At 52.1% G+C, this 23,132-nt stretch carries 20 protein-coding genes; 15 read left to right on the top strand and 5 right to left on the bottom strand.

Annotated elements, in window-relative coordinates; translation table 11 throughout:
• Positions 1–20: 20 nt before the first annotated feature.
• The 3 genes from BLX42_RS08755 (at position 21) to BLX42_RS08745 (ending at position 2,102) form a co-directional block, all read left to right on the top strand.
• Positions 21–473 (top strand): hypothetical protein, encoded by a 453-nt coding sequence (locus BLX42_RS08755; RefSeq protein ID WP_161871588.1) that lies wholly within the window; start codon positions 21–23, stop codon positions 471–473.
• A 65-nt stretch (positions 474–538) separates the two neighbouring features.
• The gene (locus BLX42_RS08750; protein ID WP_161871596.1) at positions 539–922 is read left to right on the top strand and encodes a hypothetical protein; all 384 of its coding nucleotides are present in this window, start codon (positions 539–541) and stop codon (positions 920–922) included.
• 616 nt (positions 923–1,538) lie between these two features.
• Entirely contained in the window at positions 1,539–2,102 is a 564-nt protein-coding gene (locus BLX42_RS08745) for a hypothetical protein (protein WP_161871587.1), read from the top strand.
• Positions 2,103–2,332: 230 nt separating this feature from the next.
• Here the strand turns inward: BLX42_RS08745 and BLX42_RS08740 are convergent, their stop codons facing one another.
• From BLX42_RS08740 to BLX42_RS08730, 3 genes are all read right to left on the bottom strand, one after another.
• On the bottom strand, positions 2,333–4,480 hold the full coding sequence (locus tag BLX42_RS08740; protein ID WP_161871586.1) for a DEAD/DEAH box helicase: 2,148 nt from the start codon (positions 4,478–4,480) through the stop codon (positions 2,333–2,335).
• Between the two features lie 108 nt (positions 4,481–4,588).
• Complete coding sequence (locus tag BLX42_RS08735) at positions 4,589–6,208, bottom strand: dsDNA nuclease domain-containing protein (protein WP_161871585.1); 1,620 nt, start codon at positions 6,206–6,208, stop codon at positions 4,589–4,591.
• A gap of 509 nt (positions 6,209–6,717) precedes the next feature.
• Positions 6,718–7,773, bottom strand: coding sequence for a GlxA family transcriptional regulator (locus tag BLX42_RS08730; RefSeq protein WP_256671947.1), 1,056 nt, complete (start codon positions 7,771–7,773; stop codon positions 6,718–6,720).
• Between the two features lie 60 nt (positions 7,774–7,833).
• On the opposite strand from BLX42_RS08730, the gene BLX42_RS08725 reads away from it, so the two are divergent.
• Complete coding sequence (locus tag BLX42_RS08725) at positions 7,834–8,946, top strand: S-(hydroxymethyl)glutathione dehydrogenase/class III alcohol dehydrogenase (protein ID WP_161871584.1); 1,113 nt, start codon at positions 7,834–7,836, stop codon at positions 8,944–8,946.
• Between the two features lie 21 nt (positions 8,947–8,967).
• Complete coding sequence (locus tag BLX42_RS08720) at positions 8,968–9,351, top strand: VOC family protein (protein WP_161871583.1); 384 nt, start codon at positions 8,968–8,970, stop codon at positions 9,349–9,351.
• A gap of 94 nt (positions 9,352–9,445) precedes the next feature.
• On the opposite strand, the gene BLX42_RS08715 is transcribed toward BLX42_RS08720, so the two are convergent.
• A complete protein-coding gene (locus tag BLX42_RS08715) occupies positions 9,446–10,501 on the bottom strand; it encodes an aromatic ring-hydroxylating dioxygenase subunit alpha (protein WP_161871582.1) in 1,056 nt (351 codons plus the stop codon).
• A gap of 697 nt (positions 10,502–11,198) precedes the next feature.
• Between BLX42_RS08715 and BLX42_RS08710 the strand changes: the two genes are divergently transcribed.
• Positions 11,199–11,942: an outer membrane protein OmpK gene (locus tag BLX42_RS08710; protein WP_161871594.1), complete on the top strand. Its 744-nt coding sequence runs from the start codon at positions 11,199–11,201 to the stop codon at positions 11,940–11,942.
• Positions 11,943–11,968: 26 nt separating this feature from the next.
• Here BLX42_RS08710 and BLX42_RS08705 read toward each other — a convergent pair whose 3' ends face one another.
• A complete protein-coding gene (locus BLX42_RS08705) occupies positions 11,969–12,631 on the bottom strand; it encodes a GntR family transcriptional regulator (protein ID WP_161871581.1) in 663 nt (220 codons plus the stop codon).
• 401 nt (positions 12,632–13,032) lie between these two features.
• On the opposite strand from BLX42_RS08705, the gene BLX42_RS08700 reads away from it, so the two are divergent.
• The 9 genes from BLX42_RS08700 (at position 13,033) to BLX42_RS08660 (ending at position 23,082) form a co-directional block, all read left to right on the top strand.
• Entirely contained in the window at positions 13,033–14,100 is a 1,068-nt protein-coding gene (locus BLX42_RS08700) for an aromatic ring-hydroxylating dioxygenase subunit alpha (protein ID WP_161871580.1), read from the top strand.
• 114 nt (positions 14,101–14,214) lie between these two features.
• On the top strand, positions 14,215–15,558 hold the full coding sequence (locus BLX42_RS08695) for a nucleobase:cation symporter-2 family protein (RefSeq protein ID WP_161871579.1): 1,344 nt from the start codon (positions 14,215–14,217) through the stop codon (positions 15,556–15,558).
• Between the two features lie 31 nt (positions 15,559–15,589).
• Positions 15,590–16,675 carry a sugar phosphate isomerase/epimerase gene (locus tag BLX42_RS08690; protein ID WP_161871578.1) on the top strand — a complete coding sequence of 362 codons (1,086 nt, stop codon included), beginning with the start codon at positions 15,590–15,592 and terminating at the stop codon, positions 16,673–16,675.
• A 157-nt stretch (positions 16,676–16,832) separates the two neighbouring features.
• On the top strand, positions 16,833–17,687 hold the full coding sequence (locus BLX42_RS08685) for an aromatic ring-hydroxylating dioxygenase subunit alpha (RefSeq protein ID WP_161871577.1): 855 nt from the start codon (positions 16,833–16,835) through the stop codon (positions 17,685–17,687).
• A 30-nt stretch (positions 17,688–17,717) separates the two neighbouring features.
• Positions 17,718–19,484, top strand: a complete 1,767-nt coding sequence (locus tag BLX42_RS08680; protein WP_161871576.1) for a Rieske 2Fe-2S domain-containing protein — start codon at positions 17,718–17,720, stop codon at positions 19,482–19,484.
• Between the two features lie 10 nt (positions 19,485–19,494).
• On the top strand, positions 19,495–20,163 hold the full coding sequence (locus BLX42_RS08675; protein ID WP_161871575.1) for a glutathione S-transferase family protein: 669 nt from the start codon (positions 19,495–19,497) through the stop codon (positions 20,161–20,163).
• Between the two features lie 78 nt (positions 20,164–20,241).
• The gene (fghA, locus tag BLX42_RS08670) at positions 20,242–21,099 is read left to right on the top strand and encodes an S-formylglutathione hydrolase (RefSeq protein WP_161871574.1); all 858 of its coding nucleotides are present in this window, start codon (positions 20,242–20,244) and stop codon (positions 21,097–21,099) included.
• Positions 21,100–21,147: 48 nt separating this feature from the next.
• Positions 21,148–21,864: a hypothetical protein gene (locus tag BLX42_RS08665; protein ID WP_161871573.1), complete on the top strand. Its 717-nt coding sequence runs from the start codon at positions 21,148–21,150 to the stop codon at positions 21,862–21,864.
• A 96-nt stretch (positions 21,865–21,960) separates the two neighbouring features.
• Positions 21,961–23,082: a Re/Si-specific NAD(P)(+) transhydrogenase subunit alpha gene (locus BLX42_RS08660; protein ID WP_161871572.1), complete on the top strand. Its 1,122-nt coding sequence runs from the start codon at positions 21,961–21,963 to the stop codon at positions 23,080–23,082.
• The last annotated feature ends 50 nt before the right edge of the window (positions 23,083–23,132 follow it).

Here is a 23,132-nt window from a genome sequence, read left to right as displayed (position 1 = left end):
CCAGCATTTCGGGACAATTGATGTTTAGAACGATCGAGAGCCATAGGGTAGGCGTGCCTGGCATGTTCGGTGAGGGGGAGAGCATGTGGTATGCGGTGACGCGCTACATGGAAACGCATTACTACCACGTCACTGTTGAGCTGGATGGTCGTGAGAGGCGAGGTCGCTACGCCTTGATGGTTGATGATGAGCGGCTGCTACAGAGAGTCTTGGTCACCCAGTCTGACGACGCATACGTGAAGAGTATCCAGGTCGTTACCCCGGGGCACATGAATGGATCCGGCGACTGGAAGATGGAGCCTCTGGAGTATGCGCTGGTTGGCCACGACGCGCATGACTGCTCTGTTAGCGTGCTGACGGTGGGGAGTGGGCTCGTGTACCACACGGCACGGGATGAGGCGTTCGACGTGAGCAGCCTCGCTGATCGGACGCTGATTTTCCAACCCAGCATGATTCGCCCTAACGCGGACTAGCCGGTACAAGCATGACGAGCATGATCTACCCAAGTGGGTTGGAAGGTTTAGGCATTGGAGCAAAAATGATTGATACCGTAGCAGTCGAGTACCACGGCAAGCGCCATTCTGATTTCGATCTTCGGCGAATTATCAAGGCCGAAAAACAAGGCTTCAACATGCCTGTCACGGCTTACCTCACCGGCGTATTTATCAAAGCACGAGCAGCTGTCGGAGTGGTATTTGGGCACGCCAGGAAAGACTCGTTGGGCCGATTTGCGGATGGTCACATCATCCGCACGTCTGATGTTCTGGACGTTTCCAAGGAAGGTAGGTTTTGGGTGCTAACTACTGAAAACAGCCGCTACGTCATCGCGACTTTTCGCCCCGATGGAGGGCGTCGGAGCTTGCGCGAGTATTGGAGGTTCGTAGGTGACTCAAATCACCTGACTCCGCGACGCTTGCAGTAGGAAAATTGCTTGGGCGAGCCGCTGAAGCGGCCAGGCTCTCGTGCACCGAGCCAAGGCTCGGCCCTTTCGGGCTTCGATCCTTTTCGCCTCCGGCCTTCCTGGCCTGCGCGCTCCGCTTGCTTGAGGGGAAGTCCAGCCTTGCGATATTTCTGATTCATGAAAACATATAATCCATTGGCTGCGTGATAAAAAATTCACGTGATGCCAGATCTATCAGGGTATCTAGAGCATACTGTTAAGTCCACGGGTTCCTATATTTTGTGATCTGCCTTTGGTAATGGGGAATATTTAAGGTCGAGAGAAATTGTTTGACCTGCCAGCGTCTATTTGATTAAACTGGCCCCATCTTGAAGTGGGGCGCTCACGGACACTGCAGCTTGTAACGGTAAGACCTCCGATCTCCATGAAAAGCCGCTATCTACGATATGGATTATCGAGAGGCGTGAAAAAGCCCCTTAATTGGGGCTTTTTTTCGTCTTGTTTTTTGATGTTGCCGTCTGCCTCAGAGCATGAGTTGCCACTCCAAGCAAAATATTTCAGAAAATAGCTAAGTTTTCACTCAAGGTTTGCCAATTCCTACCGTTTTGGATAGATATGGTCTTATCTTGAGAGCGTTATGATCAATAATCAGTGCTGCAAATCCACGGCTACCTTCAGCGCCACCTCGATTTTCAAATTCCTTGATACTGCTGAGACCTACGATACTTCAGTAAGCCTCAAGGAGACTGGCCTCGTAGAGGTACTGTTACATAAATTTTGCGTTGCCTTTACGCCATATCAAGCCCATCAGGTAGCTGCATGCCTTATACAGGCTATTGGGCACCTTGGAGTGTCATTAACGAATTCCTATGAGAGGAAAACGCTCGATCTCCTCGACTCGATTGGCCAATGGACTCAACTAATTCTGCCCAATCTGCCAGCGCCCGAGGCTGGAACTGCTGAGCTACGTCACCAAGGTTTTGGGCCTGCCTTTGTCGCAAGCGGGGTATTCCATGATCCGGCCCCACAAGTGGCTTTTGAGGACAAGAGTCAGGCTATTTATGATATTTCAATCATGCCCCACAAGGATGCGATCATGCTCAAGTTTGGGTGGGTTGACTGGAGATTCACCCCAACTGAAAGTGAATGGCTGGCCGATCAGCTATGGACTGCGGCGTTTTTGGCAGCAAAGCAAGCTTAAAGCTCGAATTGATTCGAGCATTTACCGGCGAATCGGTTGGATAAACCTTCCGGGTCGCGATGAGGTAGGTGTCGGCAGTCTGCGATCACTCGGCGGCCATAGCAACAATATGCCCGCACCTATCCCATCTCTTCGTTAATCATAGGGAGCAGCTTCCGGTCTGCCTTGGACTGCCTGACGGCCAGAATGGCTATGCTGAATCGCGCCAGGCTTCCTAGAAACTGCCAATCTCACATATCTGCGATAGCCCAGTGCACCAGGTTCTTCTCAAAGCTGCTCAGGCGTAGCCGATGCACGCGTGGTGCCATCGAACGTAGTTTACCCAGCATCTCGTTAAGATGATCCGATGGTAGAATTTCATCTTTGATCTGAGTCGAAATTTGGGTTGGTATGCCATATTCGTCCAATGCGGTGAGCAGAGGGTCAAGGAATAGATTCTCCAACTGCTCAGCGAAAAAGCTGAAGTCTCCAGACTCTATACCTCGTTTGACGAACACATCGTCCTGAATCTTGCTGATTGCCATGATGTCGCGAGGTAGGCGGAAGCACACCATGCTCCGAAGAAATTTCAAACGCAGGTTGATGGCTTCGCTCGGGGATTGGTTGTGCTTGCGGTCTTCGACAGCTTGCTGCAGGTAGGAGGGAAGATGCTTCTTCGTCCGGATCTCGTGAATGTGCCAAGCCAACTGAAGGCTTGACGAAACGCCGTATTCCATCAGATTTCCGCCTTCGAGGTCGTAAACCAGCTCACATAGGTAATTCAGCTGACTCGATGTTTCGGGAATGCCTCTCCAGGTGAGTAGTAACCGCGCATCGTCGAGTTCCCGGATGATCCTTTCAGCGACCTCGATTTGCCGATCTACTGGGATGTGCCGGTTCTCGATCAGGGTGCTCTGTGAAAGGATGGTGTTGGAGTATGCCTCTTGAAGCCGACCCTTAGAGATGTCTGCCAGGTATTCGTGTTCCAGCTGCATCAGCAGGCCCATGGGAGAGCGATCGTCCTGATGCCCGATTGGATACTCCACTGTCAGGCCCTGTTCGACAGGTGGCTCTTCGAGCATGAATACTTTGCCGATGAAGTATTTCTTCATACGGCCAGCGCGCCCAGAAATATTCTTGTACGTAAACCAGTCAAAATTCGAGGTTTTAAGGCGGCGGTCGTAGATGATCACATTCTCTGCGGTCGTGTTGACGCCCTCAATCATCGTGGATGTACAGATGATCTGCTTGATCGTACCTTCATTAAACAGCTTGACGATGTACTGCTGTAGGGCGCGTGGAACGCCACCGTGGTGGATGCCGATCCCGAGCGATATTGCTTTGGCGACGTTCCAAAGTGGATGGTAGTGCTTGGCAATCCAGGCCGCGACCTCTCGCGTTTCTTCCAGCTCTGAAAGCCCTGCATTGTCGATCAGCAGTTGCGCGACACGGTTTGCACTGGCCGGCGCTTGGCAGTAGATCAAGGTAGGAGAGCCAAGTGTCGCGACGAGCTCAAGCAGCTTGGCTTGGCGCTCTTCCGAGCGCATAGCGATATTGAAGTGCTGGATGTCGACCGCCACGGTGCTGAAGTCGGAGGGGATGAAGTTGTATTCGTAGCTATCAAGCCCGGTGATCCGCTGAATGTGGGGGCCGAGCATGTAGAACTGGGCCCCGTTTTTGGCGAGCTTGTGGAACGCTAGGCTCAGATCTACCGCGCGGGTGCTTCCGCTTTTGTCGCTTGCCAAATCGATCTTGTAGAACTCATCGACTACGAAGAACTCGACGTCGCCCAAGTCTTCGCGTTGGATGACGCGCTCTTGTGTCAGCAGGTAAACGTTGGTCGTGTTGGCATCCGCTTCTTGGCTGGGGTGGGTGATGAGGTTGAATTCCTTGAATCGCTTCACCAGCCGGCGACGAGTCTCATCGATCAGTGCAATGGTCGGGACAATCACAACGACCTTCTTGAAGCAGCGTTGAGCCAGGACGGCATCAATCACGAGGCTTTTGCCAACACTGGTCGACGCGCTCAATACCACGTTACGCCCTTGCATTATGAGGCTGAAGACGTGTGCTTGGAGGTGGTGGAAGACCATCCCTTCTTCTAGGCCATCCACTCGATGAGCTTCATAGGCCAAGCGGTCAGAGAGGCCCATGCTGCCCAGGTGATCGGTGATGTAGGGGAACAAGCCGACGGTGCGTACCATGTTGAGCAGCAGCGATTTCTCGACCCCATCGAACGAATCGAATTGGTCGAGGGCGCGGATGACCAAATCCCGGCCCTCCCATTCAACGGGGCCGCCCCGGTTGACGATCCGGTTAATCTCAAGCAGTACGTCGGTTTTGGAGACACCGTCCTCACCGAATCGAGCCAGGTTAGCTTTGACGGTAGGGTAATTCATGGCCATTTCTTTCCTTGGTGACCTTGGAGCTGCTGAGCTTTGCCCCGGCGAGGGTCAGTGAACGTCTTTATTTGGCAACGCTGAGCACCGATTGGGAGTAGTTGAGACCTACAACGCTTCGAGAGTCGAACAACGCAGATCGAAAGCTTGGATGAGCTTCGCGATGCTCTCCATCGGCACCAGGAAGACCGCGACCTTCACTTGTTCCACGTTCTCTGGAAGTCGTGTCATCAACGCGCCGTAGTGCGCAAGGATCTCAGTCTTCAGGTTATTGACGTACTCAGCCAACCAGCCTGACGCAAGCGCATCGCTGTCGTAGGTCAGTAGGATGGGGAAGCACATAACGTTCAGCATGTCGTCTACTGGGGCGTTTCGGTGCAAGGCATTGTTGAACGCTTCGGCATTGGGCTGGTGATGATGCGGCTCACGCAAATTGATGACGATTTCGCGTTCTTCCGAAAGAGCGGTTTCCGTAATGGTGGCATCCAGCACACTGCAGATTTTCTCCAATGTACTCTCCATATCGCCGACCTCGATCAGGTGCGCCATACCCAACCAGAGCTGGTCGTGTTGCCCTGGGTGTCTAACGATATGGGCATTACCGAATTCGGAAAGCTTGCCTTTGGCCTTATAAAACACCTTGCAAGCCACTGGCTCGCTGTTTTCTCGGCTACGCAGTATCGCGTGCAGAATGAGCTCAGCAACAAGCTTGTCGCGTGGTAGGTCGTGATCGTTAAAGGCACTGATGGAGCGGGCGATGAACGATTCAGCGTTGTGTGCCTGGATGTTCACGATTTCACTGGCCTTGAGCGAAAACTCTGGCAGCCACTCGGTCAGGTGTTTGGCAAATGCCTCGCACCGCCATTGCTTCAAAGCATATCGTACGTCGAATGCCGATACAGATCGCAGCAGGCCAGCCTCGGTATTGGCATGAAATTCAACCAAGAATGGGTCTGGCCGTTTCTTATAGGGCTTAGCACTAGCGCTCGCCCGATCATCCGCCTCTTCTAATAGTTGCTTGAGGAGAGAAAGGGTGGAATCCCGGCCGATTACTTTGGTGGCAGCATTGGTCTTTACGTCAGCCGTCGCTGCCTTATCAGCCAACTCAAGCAGCACATCATAGATGTGTTGAAGCTGACTGTAGCTGGGGCGGTTGCCATACTTTTCGGCTAGCTTCGCAAGCGCCTTGATATTGATCGACTCCAGTGCCATGACATCGCCGTATACCTGCCATACGAAATTCACTGCCCAGTAGGCGAAGTCGCGCTGCTGGAGAGATAGGGTCTTCTTGAATTTCTTGGTCAAAGCGTCGCTACGTTCTGCAGTATTTTCTGCTGTCCGGAGCTCGAGCTCTATCTTGAAGCAGTCAAGGATCTTGGCTGCATCACGCTTAGTCACGATGCGGAAGCGGGCTGGCCCAGGTCGGACATCGCACTTAAGCGATTTTTGCAGGAGCGAGGTTTCGGGTCGTCCGTTCTCAAGCGTCGTCACTTCCTTCCAGTTCCATTTGCCGTCACCCTCGGTCGTTTTGACCTGGATGTACTCATGGACGGTCTGTCCCTCATGCTGAAAGACCGCGACGATATCGTCAGCTGTTTCGCACTCGACTTGGGTGTAGGTACTGTCGCTGAGCATTTTCAGAATGAAGCTGACTGCGACATGATCCTGGTATTTGAAGCCTTGCCTTGCAGCAGGCCCACCTTTGTTCGATGGACTGGAAGTTCCCATGACATCCCTGTATCGCGAAAGTGGCTCAAAGGGGCGACCGCGTGGGCTCTAGCGGAACGGGCGAGAGGGGAGCGGTGGCTCTGAATACCCAAAGCTACCACTAATAGCAAATTGCCGGCTAGGTGGGCCAGGTGTGAGCGGTTGCAGAGCTTGCTCTGGGAGTGGATACCATAGGATACCTGTGCAAATCGGAAATGTGATTCGACTGCTCAAGCGTCGGGTTGAGCGATAGCTGCTGTAGTACACATCGATCCGACCGAAGCGCTTCAATCGCAAGAATTACTTAGTCCTGATTGATGGGGTTGGTGAGGTTCGCCGGTGACCGCGAAGACTCAAAAAGGCCGGGCGAGCCATTGGCTGCCCGCCTGGCAATTTGCTGTGGCCGAAGATGGGCTCGATTGCGGGTACAGACACCAGATCTTCCCGGGGGAGCGAACCTCAGCGAAGGACGTAAGACCACCTCTTATACGCTCCCAAGAGCGATGGAGGGGCTGCACCCGGGCTCCCAATCAAGTTTTGGTGAAGCGATCTCGGTATTCTTTAGGTGATACCGATAGGAATTTCTTGAACGCCAGCCGCATGTGATCGGCGCTGGTAAAGCCACTCATGACCGACACAGTTTTCATCGGGAGGGTGCCTCCGCTGAGCAGTCGCCTCGCGTGATCAATGCGAGACTGATCGAGAAACTCAGAAGGGCACACCCCAACCTCTTTAGTGAAAACCCGAGTGAAATGCCTATTGCTCATGGCGGCACGTTCGGCCATCACACCAACCGATACTTTGCTATCCAGGTTCTCAAGCACCCATTGCTGCACCTCGCGCATGAGCGAGTTTTGGGTCTTCTGGCTTATCAGGTTTGCACTAAACTGGGATTGCCCGCCAGGTCGCTTTAGGAAGATCACCAGATCCTGTGCAACGGCTAGCGCGAGCTGATGGCCGAAGTCTTCCTCTACGAATGCCAGAGCTAAATCTACCGAAGCGCTGACGCCTGCCGAAGTCCAGTAGTTGTCATGGCGCACGTAGATGGAGTCGATGTCTAGGGTTACCTGTGGGTAGCGCAGCAAGAAGCTATCACCCATTCGCCAATGAGTGGTGGCACGTCTCCCATTCAGCAGACCAGTCGCAGCAAGGAAAAACGCGCCGGAGCACAGAGCTGCAAAGCGGCTTGTAGTGGGCGCTGTCTTCTTTATCCACTCGACGATCTGGGCATTCTCTCGGACGGCGTCGTCGATGTTGTGAGCACCCACGACGAGAATGGAGTTAGCGTCGCAGTCCATCGAGAAGTCTTTGGTCGCACCGAGTGCCATGAGCGTGTCGGAGGTGATCGGGCCGATTGAAGTCGAACGGATCGAGACATCGTATCCGGAAGAAAGGCCCTGAGATTCCAGAATCTTATTAGCGTAGGTGAATACCGTCATCGGGCCGATGGCTTCGAATGATTTGAAGCCTGGGTAGATGATGATCTCTACCGATTTTTTGGGGGTGTCAGAGGAGGTCATACAGCGTTCTCCGATGTCCTGAAACAACGTCATTTTGGCGGCCAGTGACGGGGTTTGAGGCAACACGATCGTAATCCGACGCGTAAGCTGCTGACTCAACCTCGTTCAGAACCATGGGTGATGACAATGATAAAGTCACGAGCAGCTGTAGCATTTGGGCCCAATCAACCTCTCGAGATCGTGGAGGTAGATGTACAGCCGCCGAAGGCCGGTGAAGTCCTGGTACGCGTCATTGCTACCGGTGTCTGCCATACCGATGCCTATACGCTTTCGGGCCAAGATTCGGAGGGTGTGTTCCCCTGTATCCTGGGTCATGAAGGGGGCGGTATTGTTGAAGCCGTCGGTGAGGGCGTGAAAAGCCTCAAAGTGGGGGATCATGTAATTCCTCTCTACACAGCCGAATGCGGCGAGTGCAAATTCTGCAAGTCGGGCAAGACCAACCTTTGCCAAGCGGTACGCGCTACGCAGGGCAAAGGGTTGATGCCAGATGGGACGACCCGCTTTAGCTACAAGGGTGAGCCGATCTATCACTACATGGGGTGCTCGACCTTCTCCGAATACACGGTGCTGCCGGAAATCAGCTTGGCCAAAATTCCTGAGGACGCACCGCTTGAGAAGGTGTGCTTGCTTGGCTGCGGCGTGACCACCGGCATTGGTGCTGTACTGAATACAGCCAAGGTTGAAAAAGGAGCATCCGTCGCAGTCTTCGGCCTGGGGGGTATCGGTCTCGCCGCCATCATCGGCGCCAAGATGGCAGGCGCTGGTCGTATCATTGCGATCGACATCAATCCTGCCAAATTCGATATCGCCAGAGATCTCGGTGCCACGGACTTCATAAATCCTAAAGAGCACGACCGCCCGATCCAGGAAGTCATCGTTGAGCTCACTGATGGAGGAGTGGATTACTCCTTCGAGTGCATTGGTAACGTAAACCTGATGCGCGCGGCGCTTGAGTGCTGTCACAAAGGCTGGGGCGAGTCCGTAATCATCGGTGTCGCACCTTCTGGCGCTGAAATTTCGACCCGACCTTTCCAGCTTGTCACCGGACGAGTATGGCGTGGCTCCGCTTTTGGTGGCGTGAAGGGCCGTAGCGAATTGCCCAGCTATGTCAGCAAATCGCAGTCCGGTGATATTCCGCTGGACAAATTCATCACCCATACCATGGGCCTTGAGCAAATCAATGACGCCTTCGATCTCATGCACGAAGGTAAGAGCATTCGCACCGTCATTCATTTCTGACTGAAATTTGATGAGGTAGGTATGTCCGTATATACGCATGTCACTGTTGGCACCAACGACCTGTCGAAAGCCAGGGCTTTTTATGACGATGTGCTTGGGGCAATCGGCCTTAAGCGTGTAGCTGATCTTGGCGACAACGGATCCATATGGGGCGTAGATAAGCCTTCGTTCTTCGTGCTCAACCCTGCTAACGGCCAAGCCGCTACGGTGGGCAATGGAGTAACGGTGAGCTTTGAAGCTCCTACCCGTGAAGCCATCGACGCATTTCATGCTACAGCGCTGAAAGCAGGTGGGAAGGACGAAGGTGCTCCAGGCGAGCGCGGTTGGGCTGAACACGCTTACGCGGCATACGTGCGTGACCTGGATGGCAACAAACTGGCTGTATATTCATTCAAAAAGCCTTAATTAGTTTCGGACGTAGCAGCGAGTTTTACGGCCTCTTAGGAGGCCGTCTTTTTTTGCCTAAAAAAAAGGTGGCGCATTGCGCCACCCATTACCATCAGGTGTAGCTACGATCACTTTCTATGACCGAGTCCAGCAAAGCACTACGGAACGCTTCTGCTCCTTCCCTATGCGCTTCCTTCAATTCGCGAAGCCATTTTCGATACTGGATTGAGACTTTGTCGGCGACAACAGATACTTCGTCAGCTGGAGCGTCTTTCGGCCATTGAGACTCAATAACCGGCTTGTCTTCAGCGAAGACCAAGTCGTTGAAGGCGATGTGAAGATAGTCCGAGTCGTCCGCTTTTTCCCTTGCAAAAATCAGGAAGTTCTTCGTAGTGCTATCATCTACTGGGCATGAAACGTTAAATAGCACGTGCAATGAATTGCTGGTGTACTTAGATACTTCTAAGTTAATTGCAAAAGGCATGCTGCAGGTGTAGGAGAAGGAACCAATCGGAGCCTGGTCAGGAACAGCCATGTCTTCCGGCGTGTCATAAATGAACCGGAACTGTCCCTTGAACCGATCCATGGGCACAATGGGGGGCTCAGCATTGTTTGGGTCAAACAACGTGCCTGGATGAATAAATGCAAAGTGGGAAAAATCTGTGAAGTTTTCCCAACGGCGTTCAGCTGTCGCATTCCACCAGTACGGCTCCTGGATTACCACCCTCAGTTTGGGATTGCTCGCTGCGCTGAAGTATGGAATTTCAGTGCAATCAAAGCTTGGATCCAGTCTCACCCAGATCAAACCATAGCGCTCTTCACAATCGAAGCGATCGACCTTGGCTCGATTGGGAATTGGGCTGTTTGGGCACGCCGGCACTAGCTTGCAGGCACCTTGAGTGTCGTACTGCCACCCATGATATGGGCACTGCAAGCGATCGTTCGCGACGGTTCCCAGTGAAAGCTTTGCTGATCGATGCGCACATCGGTCACGCATTGCGACGTATTCGCCCCCAAGCTTAGCGATCACAAGCTGCTCATTTAGTAGCTTGACGCCAAGGGGCCCCACGCTTGACGGATGAGCTTTTTCAAGCTCTGTGACCGTACAAACTGGGTGCCAAAAATGGCGAAGGTATTCACGATCATTATTAATGATTGCCTGTTCCATGTATGTAGCCTTTGTGGATGACGTTGTTATGTTTGTAGCGATCCGGCAATGCCGAATGCTATGTCTCCTACTTCTACTCACAGAAAGGGTAAATATTTATTATTTGCATATTTACACCAATCAAACCGCTGGTACATCAGACTGCTAATCTGGTACACCAGAAAGGTAGGCGATTTTTGACTTTGGTGTCAACCATTTGAATGGCGGTGCGGCGAGTTGCGGTGTCTCATTGACTTTTAGAGTAACTGCTAAGTTTTCAGATAGGGCTTTCTACTCAAAGCTTTGCAACGGTGTGGCGCTAAAAGAAACGTAATGGCACCAATTTGTTACCGTCCGTGGTAGCGCCTGCACTGATGTAGTGCGAATCATTCAAAGATTCAGAGACAGGAGGGGGGTAATAAAAATCTGAACGGATTTTTAATGAATTAAAAAGTGGGGATTTAACCCATGAGAATGAATGAAATGGTTACATGGGTCGTTACCAGTGGTCTTTTTTGCTTTGGATCTAAACCTCAGATGTGGGTTTTGGTATCAATTTATGGATTGTATACAATTTTGGTTGTATTGCTAAGCAACGAGTGATTTCACAGGTGGCTTGGATCTTGCTCTCGGCAAATCCTGACTCGTAGGTCAGGCGATGAGGAGTGAGTGAGTGAAATCAATAAAAAAGATAGCGTGCTTCACTATTGCAGCGTCTATGGCTCCTTTGGCTGGAGCAGGGGATATGCTGCTGTGGCATCAGGAAAGTATCAGTTATCAATATGGTAAAGATTTTAAAGTCGATCCGAGGCGGATGCAGATCATAACTTTTGAACACACCAGTGGATGGGCGTGGGGAGATTTCTTTTTCTTCATTGACAATTATTGGTATCCAGGTGCCAAAACTGACTATGACGGTCATCATGGTATATATTCTGAATACTCCCCGAGGTTCTCGCTTTCCAAAATCACTGGAAGGGATTTCAGTTGGGGGGTGATCAAAGACGTCCTTGTAGCGACAACAGTTGAATGGGATAACAACAGAAGTCGAGGTCGTGATGATCAGGTTAATTATCTGGTGGGGCCAGGTTTTGATCTGAACTTGCCAGGGTTCGATTATTTCATGTTGAATTTCTACTACCGAAAACCTGAAGGTGGGGAGGGCATGGGTGGATGGCAGGTTACCCCGGTATGGTCTTATACGGTGCCGGTTGGTCGAAGCGATATACTAATTGATGGCTATATTGATTGGGTCATTGGAGATAAATACGGTTTAAAACATAACTTTCATTTCAATCCGCAAATAAAGTACGACCTCGGGAAGGTCGCCTGGGGAGTGCCGAGGAAGTTTTACGTGGGTGTGGAATATGATTATTGGTCTAACAAATATGGGATTGAGAATACCAGCAGCTACAATACCAATCAGAACGTCACAAGCGCGATGATCAAGTACAACTTCTAAAGGTAGGGGGCGTAAAGCCCCCTTGTTCATATCCGAAGAGCAAATTTTAGGTTCACATCGGGAGTACGTGCTGCGTCAAATTTGTAGCCCTTGATCACAAGGTTGTAATGAGATGCGAGAAGCTCCTTGGCTGCAGGCGCGTCTTTATTTTCGAGGCACTTTACCAGTTCTGCATGTTCGTTTCGGAGTTTGCAGTAGTCGAAGCCAACTCGGTAGAGAGCATTAATCAACGCCTCGCGGCGGCGAAGCTGCGAGTGAATCTGATCAATTGTGTTGTTGCCTAGGAAGGAAATCAGCAGCGAGTGGAAGCCACGTCCAAGCTTGTCCCCTTCGTCTTCCAGACCGCATCGATGAGCGGTATGTTCTTTCTCGGTGTGGGCCCGAAGCTCCTGCAACTGTGGCTCTGTAATGCACTGGATCAATTGATCGATGACTCCGCTCTCAAGTACCAGAAGCATCTGATACAACTCGAACGCGTCGTCGAAGGTTGGGCACCAGACGCTAGTGGATCGTTTGGGGGAAATCTCCACCAGCTTGTCCTGCGACAGCCTAATCAGTGCCTGTCGGACGACTGTGCGGCTGACGCTAAACAGCTCAGCAATTTCACGTTCGTTCAGTTTCGTACCTGGCGGAAGGCGGCGGTGGTAGATCGCGTCAGATATGGCCGTAACAATTGTTTGGGTCAGCATTGAAGTACCTGTTGTGCGCCTTACTGCTCAGTGATGGGGCGATCGGATAGCGACCATAGCACCAAAATGTAACACGGCTACAGCCTTGTCACCGTACGAAACAGGAACGGTGCACATGGTTACGGAAAATTGTATACATAAAATCTCGCTTATGGTGTGCAACGTTCGAAAAATGTTTCTATTTTTCAGTGGGATAGCACGTTACCCATTCACAGCATAGCTAGTTTGGCACAGAAACTGCTGCTATTTTTGTCTCCAAATCACCCATACCGCCAAGCAGAAAAAGCGCTGCTTGCGAAAAGCACCAGCTAGACTGGTATACCAGATAGGCAATCTGGTGAACCGTATAGGCGCCTTTGGTACAGAACAATAACCAGCAACCTAGCCCTGAGGACTCACACGTGAACGATCAAATCAAGCCCTTGCTAGAGGACAAAACCTACCTTCGCCATTTCTGGCATCCAGTCTGCACCGTCGACGAATTTGAGCGTGCCAACCCCAGCGGCCATGGCCCCATGGGTGTGACCCTGCTGGGTGAGAGACTTGTATTGGCGCGATTGAACTCGAAGCTGGTAGCCGCAGCAGATCGTTGTGCGCATCGTTCAGCACAGCTGTCGATTGGTCGCGTATGCAGTCATGCCGGAAATGACTACCTGGAGTGCCCGTACCATGGTTGGCGGTACGATGAGGCAGGTGCTTGTAAGCTGATACCTGCATGTCCAGACAAGAGCATTTCTCCTCGAGCTAAAATTCACGCTTATGACTGCGAGGCTAAATATGGGATCATCTGGGTAAGGCTGGACAACAGCTTTGATTGTACACAGATCCCGTATCTGAGTGACTTCGATAATCCGGACATGCAAGTGATTGTCGCTGACTCGTATGTTTGGAACACGGTTGCAGAGCGACGTTGGGAAAATTTCACTGACTTTTCGCACTTTGCGTTTGTGCATCCAGGCACACTCTACGATCCATTCTTTGCTAGCCATCCGACTGTTTACGTCAATCGTGTCAATGGCGAGATGCAGTTCAAACTTGCTCCACCTCGCGAGATGAAAGGTATTCCGCCCGAAGCCCCTATGGGTGACTTCGATTACCGTTGCACCATGCCATATTCAGTCAATCTGGAAATCAAGCTCTGGAAAGATGATTCTCGCTTCATCCTTTGGACAACAGCGAGCCCGGTGGATGATAAAACATGCCGGAACTTCATGATTATCGTACGGGAAAAAGATAATCAGCCTGATCACATGCATTTGGCTTTCCAGAAACGAGTGCTTGAAGAAGACCAGCCGGTTATCGAATCGCAGTGGCCATTGGAAATTCAGACTTCTGAGGTTTCTGTTGCGACTGACAAGGTATCGATTCAGTTTAGAAAGTGGCACAAAGAGCTTTCGTTAGCGGCCGTTGATGGTCGTGATGCTTTCCGTGAGTCGGTTCTTACCACTGTCATGGAAGAAGAGCAATAAGCTTTAACTGGCGTGCAGCGTGCAAAGTGCCGTCTTTAAGTTGACGGCACACTCCCAAAGAACCATCTAACCAGTGGTTCGGTTGACTATAATTATTAGCTTGGGTACCGACTCATGCAATCATTAGCCCTGCAGAAGAAAAATAGTTTTTTCAAGGTGATGTTCATGGGGTGGCAGCACGTGCTCGTGATGTACGCGGGCGCTGTCGCCGTTCCTCTTATCCTGGGCGCAGCGCTCAAGCTGCCTAAAGACCAAATCGCGTTCCTAATTAACGCTGACCTTTTCGCATGTGGCATCGCAACGCTGATTCAGTGCATTGGTTTTGCTAACGTTGGCATCCGCCTGCCAGTCATGATGGGTGTTACGTTCACGGCTATCGGCCCATTGATTGCAATCGGCACCGACCCGGAGGCAGGGTTGCTGCAGATTTTCGGTGCGACCATAGCGGCAGGTATCTTCGGATTCCTGGTGGCACCTTTCATTGGGAAAATCATCAGGTTTTTCCCGCCCGTAGTGACAGGGACTGAAATCTTGGCGGTGGGGTTGTCGCTGATGGTTGTGGCGGCTAGTTGGTCGGCAGGGGGTTACGGCAACCCAGACTTCGGTAACCCCTTGTACATCGCGATTGCCACTGCCGTGCTGGTTGCCATCCTGCTGATTGTGCGGTTTGCAAGAGGCTTCCTGTCCAACATCTCCATCCTGCTTGGCCTGATGTTTGGATTCTTCCTAGCGTTTGGAGCGGGTCAAGTCGACTTTAAGGACGTGCATACCGCGCCTTGGGTGGGTGTGGTCATTCCCTTCCATTTCGGTGTCCCTCAATTCAGCCTGTGGCCCATTGTGGCTATGTGCATTGTGATGCTGGTCACTTTCATCGAATCCACCGGCATGTTCCTCGCCCTGGGCGAGGTTGTGGAGAAGGACGTAACTGAAAAGGATCTGGTGCGTGGATTTCGGGCTGACGGCGTAGGCACTGCATTGGGTGGGATTTTCAATACCTTCCCCTACACCTCTTATGCTCAGAACATCGGTCTGATCAGTATCACCGGCGTAAAGAGTCGTTGGGTATGTGCGCTGGCTGGACTGATTCTAGTGCTCCTTGCTCTCTTCCCTAAGGTGGCTATGGTCATCGCATCTATTCCTCCCTACGTTCTGGGCGGCGCGGGTTTGGTGATGTTCGGAATGGTAGCGGCGAGCGGGATCAAGGTTTTGTCCAGGGTCAGTTTTGCCGACAACAAAAACCTGTATGTCGTCGCCATCAGCATTGCGGTTGGGATGATTCCAGTGGTATCGCCGCAGTTCTTCTCAAGACTGCCAAAAGACATGGCGCCCATCCTGGAGAGTCCAGTGTTGCTGACGGCTATCTGTGCAGTCGTGCTCAACATATTTTTCAACGGCTTTGGAAGCAAGGAAGTGGTGGAAAGCTCACTGCTTGCAGCTGCCAAGGAAGCGGAAGTCTAACCAGTCATTTTTCCAACAAGAGAGAACAATAATGAAAAAAATGTTTTTGCTTGGGTGTGCCGGCCGTGGTGTACAGCCTTCGTCCATAAGCAAACCGGTTTCTGATCATGAACTTCCGATTATGGAACAGTTCCGACTTCAGAAAGAGTCGGGGCTGTGGGATTTCGTTGACCGTATCCCTGTAGGCTCCTCGGAACTCGATGAGTACATCAAGGCAAGTCAGACCTACTCGCTGCCAGTGTACAGCGGCAGTTGGACATACACCCTTGGGGCGGACGAGCAGAAGATCCGTGAGAACATCGATCAGACCCTGGCGGTGGGAGCGAAGTATCACAATCTGATGGTTTGGGCCAAACATGCTGACGGTCACTACATCACTGACGAAGAGGTGGCAATCTCTTACCTCAACGCCTATGAGTACGCTGAGAAGCAGGGCGTCATTGTGACATTCGAGAACCACGTAGATATGTGGTCTGAGGATCCACGTCGAGTGTCGAAGGTGGCCAACATCGTCGAGCGCCACGGTATCCCCTTCAACATTTGTATGGACTACAGCCACTGCATCTTCAAGGTAGAGAACGAGGTTGAGATTGCTGTGGCGCAACTGCGGGGAGATCAGGACGGTACTCGCCGGCTTGATCCTTTCAACGACGACAGCTATGCGGACGAGTGGCTGGCTCGTAATACCGTGCATTGGGCCCAGGTACGCTCAGCAGCCCCCAATGGGCCGCGTAACTGGTGGGCTGGTGAAACAGGCCCATGGGACGGTTTAGGTTATGACCGTCCTGGTCGCTCAATCCAGTACCCATTCAGCAATCCGAAAGCGGGTGAGTGGCATACCGATTTCTGGCATGCCCACAAACTTGCACCAACCAAGGAACTGATTCGTAAGGTCATTGATAGCTACATCACCGAAGACAACAGCAGCCTTCGACTCATGACCATCGACAACATCAACCTGGCAGCCTATGGCACCGGTTGGAAATACGACATGTTTGCTGATAGCTGCCTGGTCGCTCAGTTCGTTCGGGAGCTCTATGCAGAGCGAATGGCTGTTCACCTGGCCAAAAAAGAACAGGGCGCCGAGTTCATCACTCAGTATCGCAATCAATTGTGAGTAACTCACCCTGGTAGCCGTTAGCTAGGGTAAGACGCTCTAATCCATCCAGTCGCTTGAGAGTTTCGCATTACCAGGCAGCGCTTTGCCAGGTGCAATTCTCAAGCGCCTTTCTGGTATACCAGTTAGGCGATGTGAGAAACCAGAGGTATTCTGAATGTCTGTTGACGAAGTGATTTTCAATGATTGGCACCCAGTAGCCGCCTTGGATGACGTGGCCTCGGACAAACGCTATCGATGCCGGCTGTTAGGCCGCACAGTCAGCTATGTAAAAAGCGCTGAGGGTGTGACTGCGTTGTGGGAGCAGGGGCCAGAAGATATTAAGCATATCCATGCCAAGGAAATTTACGGCGTGCTTTGGCTTTCCTTCGCGGAAAAACCAACCGAAATGTTCGATATACCTGAGTTCAACGAGCCTGATCGCCGTGTTGTGAGCGCAGGTTCTGTTCGGGTGAACGTGTCCGGGTTGCGGGCGATTGAAAATTTCCTGGATATGGCGCATTTCCCGTTTGTGCATACCGATATCCTCGGAGCTGAACCGCTGACTGAAGTGGAGCCCTACAAGGTTCACCACGATGAAGAGAAGGACGAAATCTTCGCCACGGAATGTAGGTTTCCCCAACCGAAAGGCTCCGCAACGGCTGTTGAGCCAATCGACATGCAGTACATCTATCGGATCACGCGTCCTTACTCCGCGATCCTTTACAAAACCTGCCCACCGCAACCAGAGCGTTGGGATGCGCTCGGATTGTTCATTCAGCCTGTCGATGAAGACTGGTGTATTGCCCATACGATTATGTGTTACGTGGACGAAGTGAACTCCGATCAGCAACTTCGACATTTTCAGCAAACCATTTTTGGCCAGGATCTAATGATCTTGATCAACCAGGTGCCGAAGCGACTTCCATTGGCTGCTAGCCGAGAAAGCCCAGTTCGGGCTGATGTCTTGGCAACCGCATATCGGCGCTGGATGCGAGAGAAAGGCGTGCAGTACGGAACTCTGCGGGACTGAATAACAAGAATCGATAAAGAGGTAAGTGCCGTGAATAAAGTTGACTTGAATCAGTGGTTTCCGATTGCCACTCCTGAGGATCTGCCCAAGCGCCATGTGTTCCATGCAACCCTTATGGGGCAAGAAATGGCAGTCTGGAGAGACGATAATGGTGCGGTAAACGTGTGGGAGAATCGCTGCCCCCATCGTGGTCTGCGCCTTACTTTGGGGGCGAATACTGGTACTGAGCTGCGGTGCCAGTACCATGGATGGACGTATGAAACCGGAACCGGCGGATGCACGTTCGTACCTGCTCACCGTGAAGCGACCGAGCCAAGCAAGGCGCGTGTCAACTCGTTCCCAGCTCGGGAGAAGCATGGTCTGATTTGGACTTCACTGGGGCAGCCAGCGGGTGAGCCGATCTCCATTCTTGATGATGCCCAGTTGGTCAACGCAGTCAAAACCAACCTCCACAGCACTGTAGTCGGTACTGAAATCGACAATTTGATTAGCGTGCTGCGTTCAAACCTGACAGCTTTTGTCGATGTGTTTGGAGTCAGTGATGTCGACGACCTGCACCTGAAGACCATGCAACAAGACCGGGCGATCCTGGTGACGAAGACGGGGGCTGTCGCAATCCACCTCTACCTTCAGCGCGCTACGATTACCAAAACGCTTGTTCATGCACAGGTTCTGACGCCAGGCCGCTCAGGATATGAGCTTCAGAAGAATTTTGCATTCGCGATGAACTCGATTCGTAGGCTCGCGGAAGCACAGACCGCTGAGCTGATTACCATCAAGGACATCAGTGACCAAACCATTGAGGAAGTAGAGGCGGTTAAGGAAAACCTGAGCAAAGCACCACCTACTCAATATCTCTGCGAGGTGGTGACTCGCACACAAGAAACCGGCGATATTAACTCATACTGGCTCAAGCCCATCGGTTATCCCCTCCCGGCGTTCAGTGCCGGGATGCATGTCAGCATCACCACGCCTGACGGCTGCATTAGGCAGTATTCATTGGTGAACGCGCCCGATGAGCAAGAGTCCTTCATCATCGGCGTTAAGAAGGAGCTGCAGTCACGCGGTGGCTCCAAATCAATGCACGAGCTCGTGAAAGTGGGGACGCAGTTGAAACTGACGCTTCCTCGGAACGGATTCCCGTTCGTACCGACAGGTAAGCGTCCCATCCTCGTCGCAGGTGGTATCGGCATCACTCCAATCTTGTGTATGGCCCAAGCACTGAGCCAGCAAGGTACGCCATTTGAAATCCACTATTTTGCGCGTGGTGCTGAGCATGTTCCTTTCCAGGATCGCCTCACTGCGTTAGGTGCGAGCCTGAATCTACATTTCGGTCTTGGCCCCGATGAGACCAGGGCTAAGCTGGCTGACATCATGTGGGAGCATGAGCCCAACAGTATTGATGTCTACACCTGTGGCCCTCAGCCGATGATCGAAACGGTCTCTGCAGTCGCACTTGAGCACGGTGTTGCAGAAGACTCCATCCGTTTCGAGTTCTTCAGCAAGAAGAACGATACGCCTGTCTCTGATGAAGAGTACGAGGTTGAACTGAGCAAAACTGGCCACAGTTTTGTTGTACCGTCCGGCTCGACACTGTTGCAGGCATGCTTGGACAACAACGTTCAGATCGAGGCGTCTTGCGAGCAGGGCGTGTGTGGTACCTGCATGACGGCGGTTGTCTCGGGAGATATCGAGCACCACGACACCTACCTTTCTAAAAAAGAACGGGAAAGTGGCAAGTGGATCATGCCGTGCGTATCGCGCTGCAAATCCAAGAAAATCGTTCTCGACCTGTGAGGCCTAAACCGTGATTACACTCTATGACTACGAGCTCTCCGGAAACTGCTACAAGGTAAGACTATTCATGTCAATCCTTAACGTGGCGTATCAAACGGAACCAGTGGAGTTTTATCCGTCTCGCGAACATAAGTCGGAAAAATTTCTTAAAGTCAATCCGCTTGGCCAGCTTCCGGCACTACGTGATGGCGAACTTGTTTTGCGCGATGCACAGGCAATCCTGGTCTACCTAGCCACTCAATATGACAAAACGGGTTACTGGTACCCGATTACTCGGCCTGATTTGATGGCGGAAGTGCAAATGTGGATGGCATTTGCCGATGGTTTGACCAGCACAATCTCCGCCGCACGTCTTCACGACCTTTTCTTCTTCGACTTCGATGCACAGGCGTGCCGTCATCGTGCTCATGATCTGCTTAGGATTTTGGATGAGCATCTCTGGTTCAGGGATTTGAAGGGCCTCCAATATATCTGCAGTTCGTTGCATCCAACGATTGCCGATATCGCTTGTTTCCCCTATATCGCCCTGGCCGATGAAGGAGGCGTGTCACTTGAGGACTACCCCGCAATTCGCCGTTGGGTAGATCGCGTGAAACGCTTGCCTGGTTTCACCGTGATGTCAGGGGTTTTTCCGACGTCATCCGCGCTTGATAGTTCCGCTCAGCAGATCAGTGCATAAAATTAAGTAGGTGTTTGGCATTCAATTTTTTGCCGAACACCTTGCTTTCACTTTATTGGTTGAAATGAGGGTTGTTCTATGAGTATCACTAAGATCTCTTCGCAAAGAAGCTTTGATGGTTATTACGATCGATTCAAGCATCAGTCGGAAACACTCGGTTGCGAAATGACGTTTGGTATCTATCTTCCGCCCAACATTGAGGCGAAGGGTAAAAATGTACCGGTGCTCTACTGGTTGTCGGGGTTGACATGCACCGACGAGAATTTCATGCAAAAAGCGGGGGCGCATCGACTCGCGTCAGAGTTAGGCCTTGTAATTGTCGCCCCAGATACCAGCCCTCGAGGCGATCACGTTCCTGACGACGCCGAAAAAGCTTGGGATTTTGGGCTTGGGGCGGGCTTCTATGTTAATGCTACTGAGGAACCTTGGGCTAAGAATTATCAGATGCATGACTACGTAGTAGAAGAGCTGCCGAAAATCATTGAAGAGCACTTTTCTGTCTCCGACAAACGGGGCATCAGCGGACACTCCATGGGCGGCCATGGTGCACTGGTCTGCGCCTTCCGAAACCCCGGGCGCTATCAGTCTGTTTCTGCCTTCTCACCGATCACTAACCCAACCAGGGTACCTTGGGGGCAGAAAGCTTTCGGCCTGATGTTGGGTGATAATACCCATAAGTGGCAGGACTGGGACGCCACTGAACTCATCGGCAAAATTTCGGAGCGACTACCGCTTTTGATCGATCAAGGTGCCGATGATGAATTTATCCACAACCAACTGAAACCGGGGACTTTAGCTTCGGCCGCTACTCACGCAGGGCATGAAGCTAATATTCGAATTCATCACGGTTACGACCATAGCTATTACTTTGTAGCGTCCTACATCGATGATCATCTGCGCCATCACGCTAAGGCGCTTGCAGGTAAGCCAAGCTGAGACGTTAGAGCGGCAATTAGGTGATTTCTATTCGAGTCGGAGGGAGATATGCACATCGTCGAGCAGCAAATCTTTTCTGGTGACGTGTTCAAGCAAGTGAGAACCTCATCGTTATTAAACGGTAAGGCTTTGCTGGCAAGCGGTGGTTTTAGCTTGACTTTCGAAGGTAGCACACCTGTTTCGGTGTATCACTTGTCTATAGATAATGCAGGGCACGATTTTTCGGTTAAAGCAAAGCAGCATGCTATTGATGGTGTGGCAAAAATATTCAGAAACTATGGTGCTGTCGCGATTTACCAGCATGATCCCTTCTACCCGGATTATCTGTGGCTGGCGGAAATGGAAATGTTGCATCCTCTTTCCAGTTCGCCCGCAGCATATCGTGAAATCCAGGATGTGCTGCGTTCTCTGACAGGTTCTCCGGAAGGCCTCATCTATTCAACTTTAACTGAGAAGTGCAAGCTGCTGGCGAATTTAAACCGAGCTCCGGTCTATCCACGAACTATGCGAAGCATTCAAGCCTTACGAAAGTTGTTATTTAAGTACGTCACTAATACATCCTGTGATATCGATCTTCGGCTAAAAAATTTTATGATTCGCCCCTGCACGGGTGAAGTGATTTTGAATGGGCCAGTGAATTGGCTCTGCGATGTGACGCCCGATTGGCACGCAAGCCTCATGGCATCAGGGGTCTTGATCGAAGACTGGGTGCATCCTAAGTTTTCAGCTGAAATTCTGCAATTTCCTACTGAGCGTTGTTGTTAAAAACTCACAATAATCATTCCTGGTTGGTGGCTAAATAAAATAATAAGGTGCTATGTGACCGGTCGGTTGCATGCCTAATTACGTGAGGATCCTGCCTTGCTGATCGGTATTCCAAAAGAAATTCACTCCGGGGAAACACGCGTTTCCTCGACTGTAGAAACAGTCAAAAAATATTTGGCTCAGGGGCATCAAGTCATTGTTGAAGTTGGGGCAGGAGCTAAAGCCGCAATTCCCGACAGTGCATACAGTGATGCCGGAGCCTCCCTGGGGACTGCTGCGGATGCCTATGGCGCAGAGCTAATCTTGAAGGTGAATGCACCCAACGAGGACGAACTAGACTTGATCAACTTCGGCAGCATCTTGGTAGGCATGCTGAACCCCTTCAACAGCGTGCTCATCGACAAGATGGCCGAACGGGGCATCACTGCTTTCGCATTGGAAGCCGCGCCACGCACTTCGCGTGCCCAGAGTCTGGACGTGCTGTCATCGCAAGCTAATATCGCCGGCTACAAGGCCGTGTTGCTGGCCGCTCATTACTATCCACGCTTCATGCCCATGCTGATGACCGCCGCCGGTACCGTTAAGGCCGCGCGCGTGCTGATCCTGGGGGCAGGCGTTGCCGGCCTGCAGGCTATCGCCACGGCAAAGCGCATGGGCGCGGTGATTGAAGCGTCCGACGTGCGCCCGGCAGTCAAAGAGCAGATCGAGTCGCTGGGTGCCAAGTTCATCGACGTGCCCTACGAGACCGACGAAGAGCGTGAATGCGCCGAAGGTGTCGGCGGCTATGCCCGGCCAATGCCGGCCAGCTGGATGCAACGCCAGGCCCAGGCGGTACATGAACGCGCCAAGCAGGCCGATATCGTCATCACCACCGCACTGATCCCCGGCCGCAAAGCGCCGCCCCTGCTCAGCGCCGAAACCGTGGCGCAGATGAAGCCCGGCTCGGTGGTCATCGATCTGGCGGCTGCGCAGGGCGGCAACTGCCCGCTGACCGTCGCCGACCAAGTGGTGCAGGAGAACGGCGTGACCATTGTCGGCCCGACCAACCTGTCGGCCCTGCTGGGTGCCGATGCTTCGGCGCTGTACGCGCGCAACCTCCTGGACTTCACGAAGCTGCTGTTCGACAGGGACGGCGCACTGGTCATCAACCTCGAAGACGACATCGTCGCGGCCTGCCTGATGTGCCGCGACGGCAAGGTCGTCCGTAAGAACGGCTAAGGAGCACGACAATGGAAGACATGCTGATTTCCCATGGCATCTACAACCTG

Source organism: Pseudomonas sp. SG-MS2 (genome assembly GCF_009933855.1).
Lineage (GTDB): Bacteria > Pseudomonadota > Gammaproteobacteria > Pseudomonadales > Pseudomonadaceae > Aquipseudomonas > Aquipseudomonas putida_E.
Note: the sequence above shows the minus strand (reverse complement) of the source record. Positions and strands in the feature narration are given on the sequence as shown.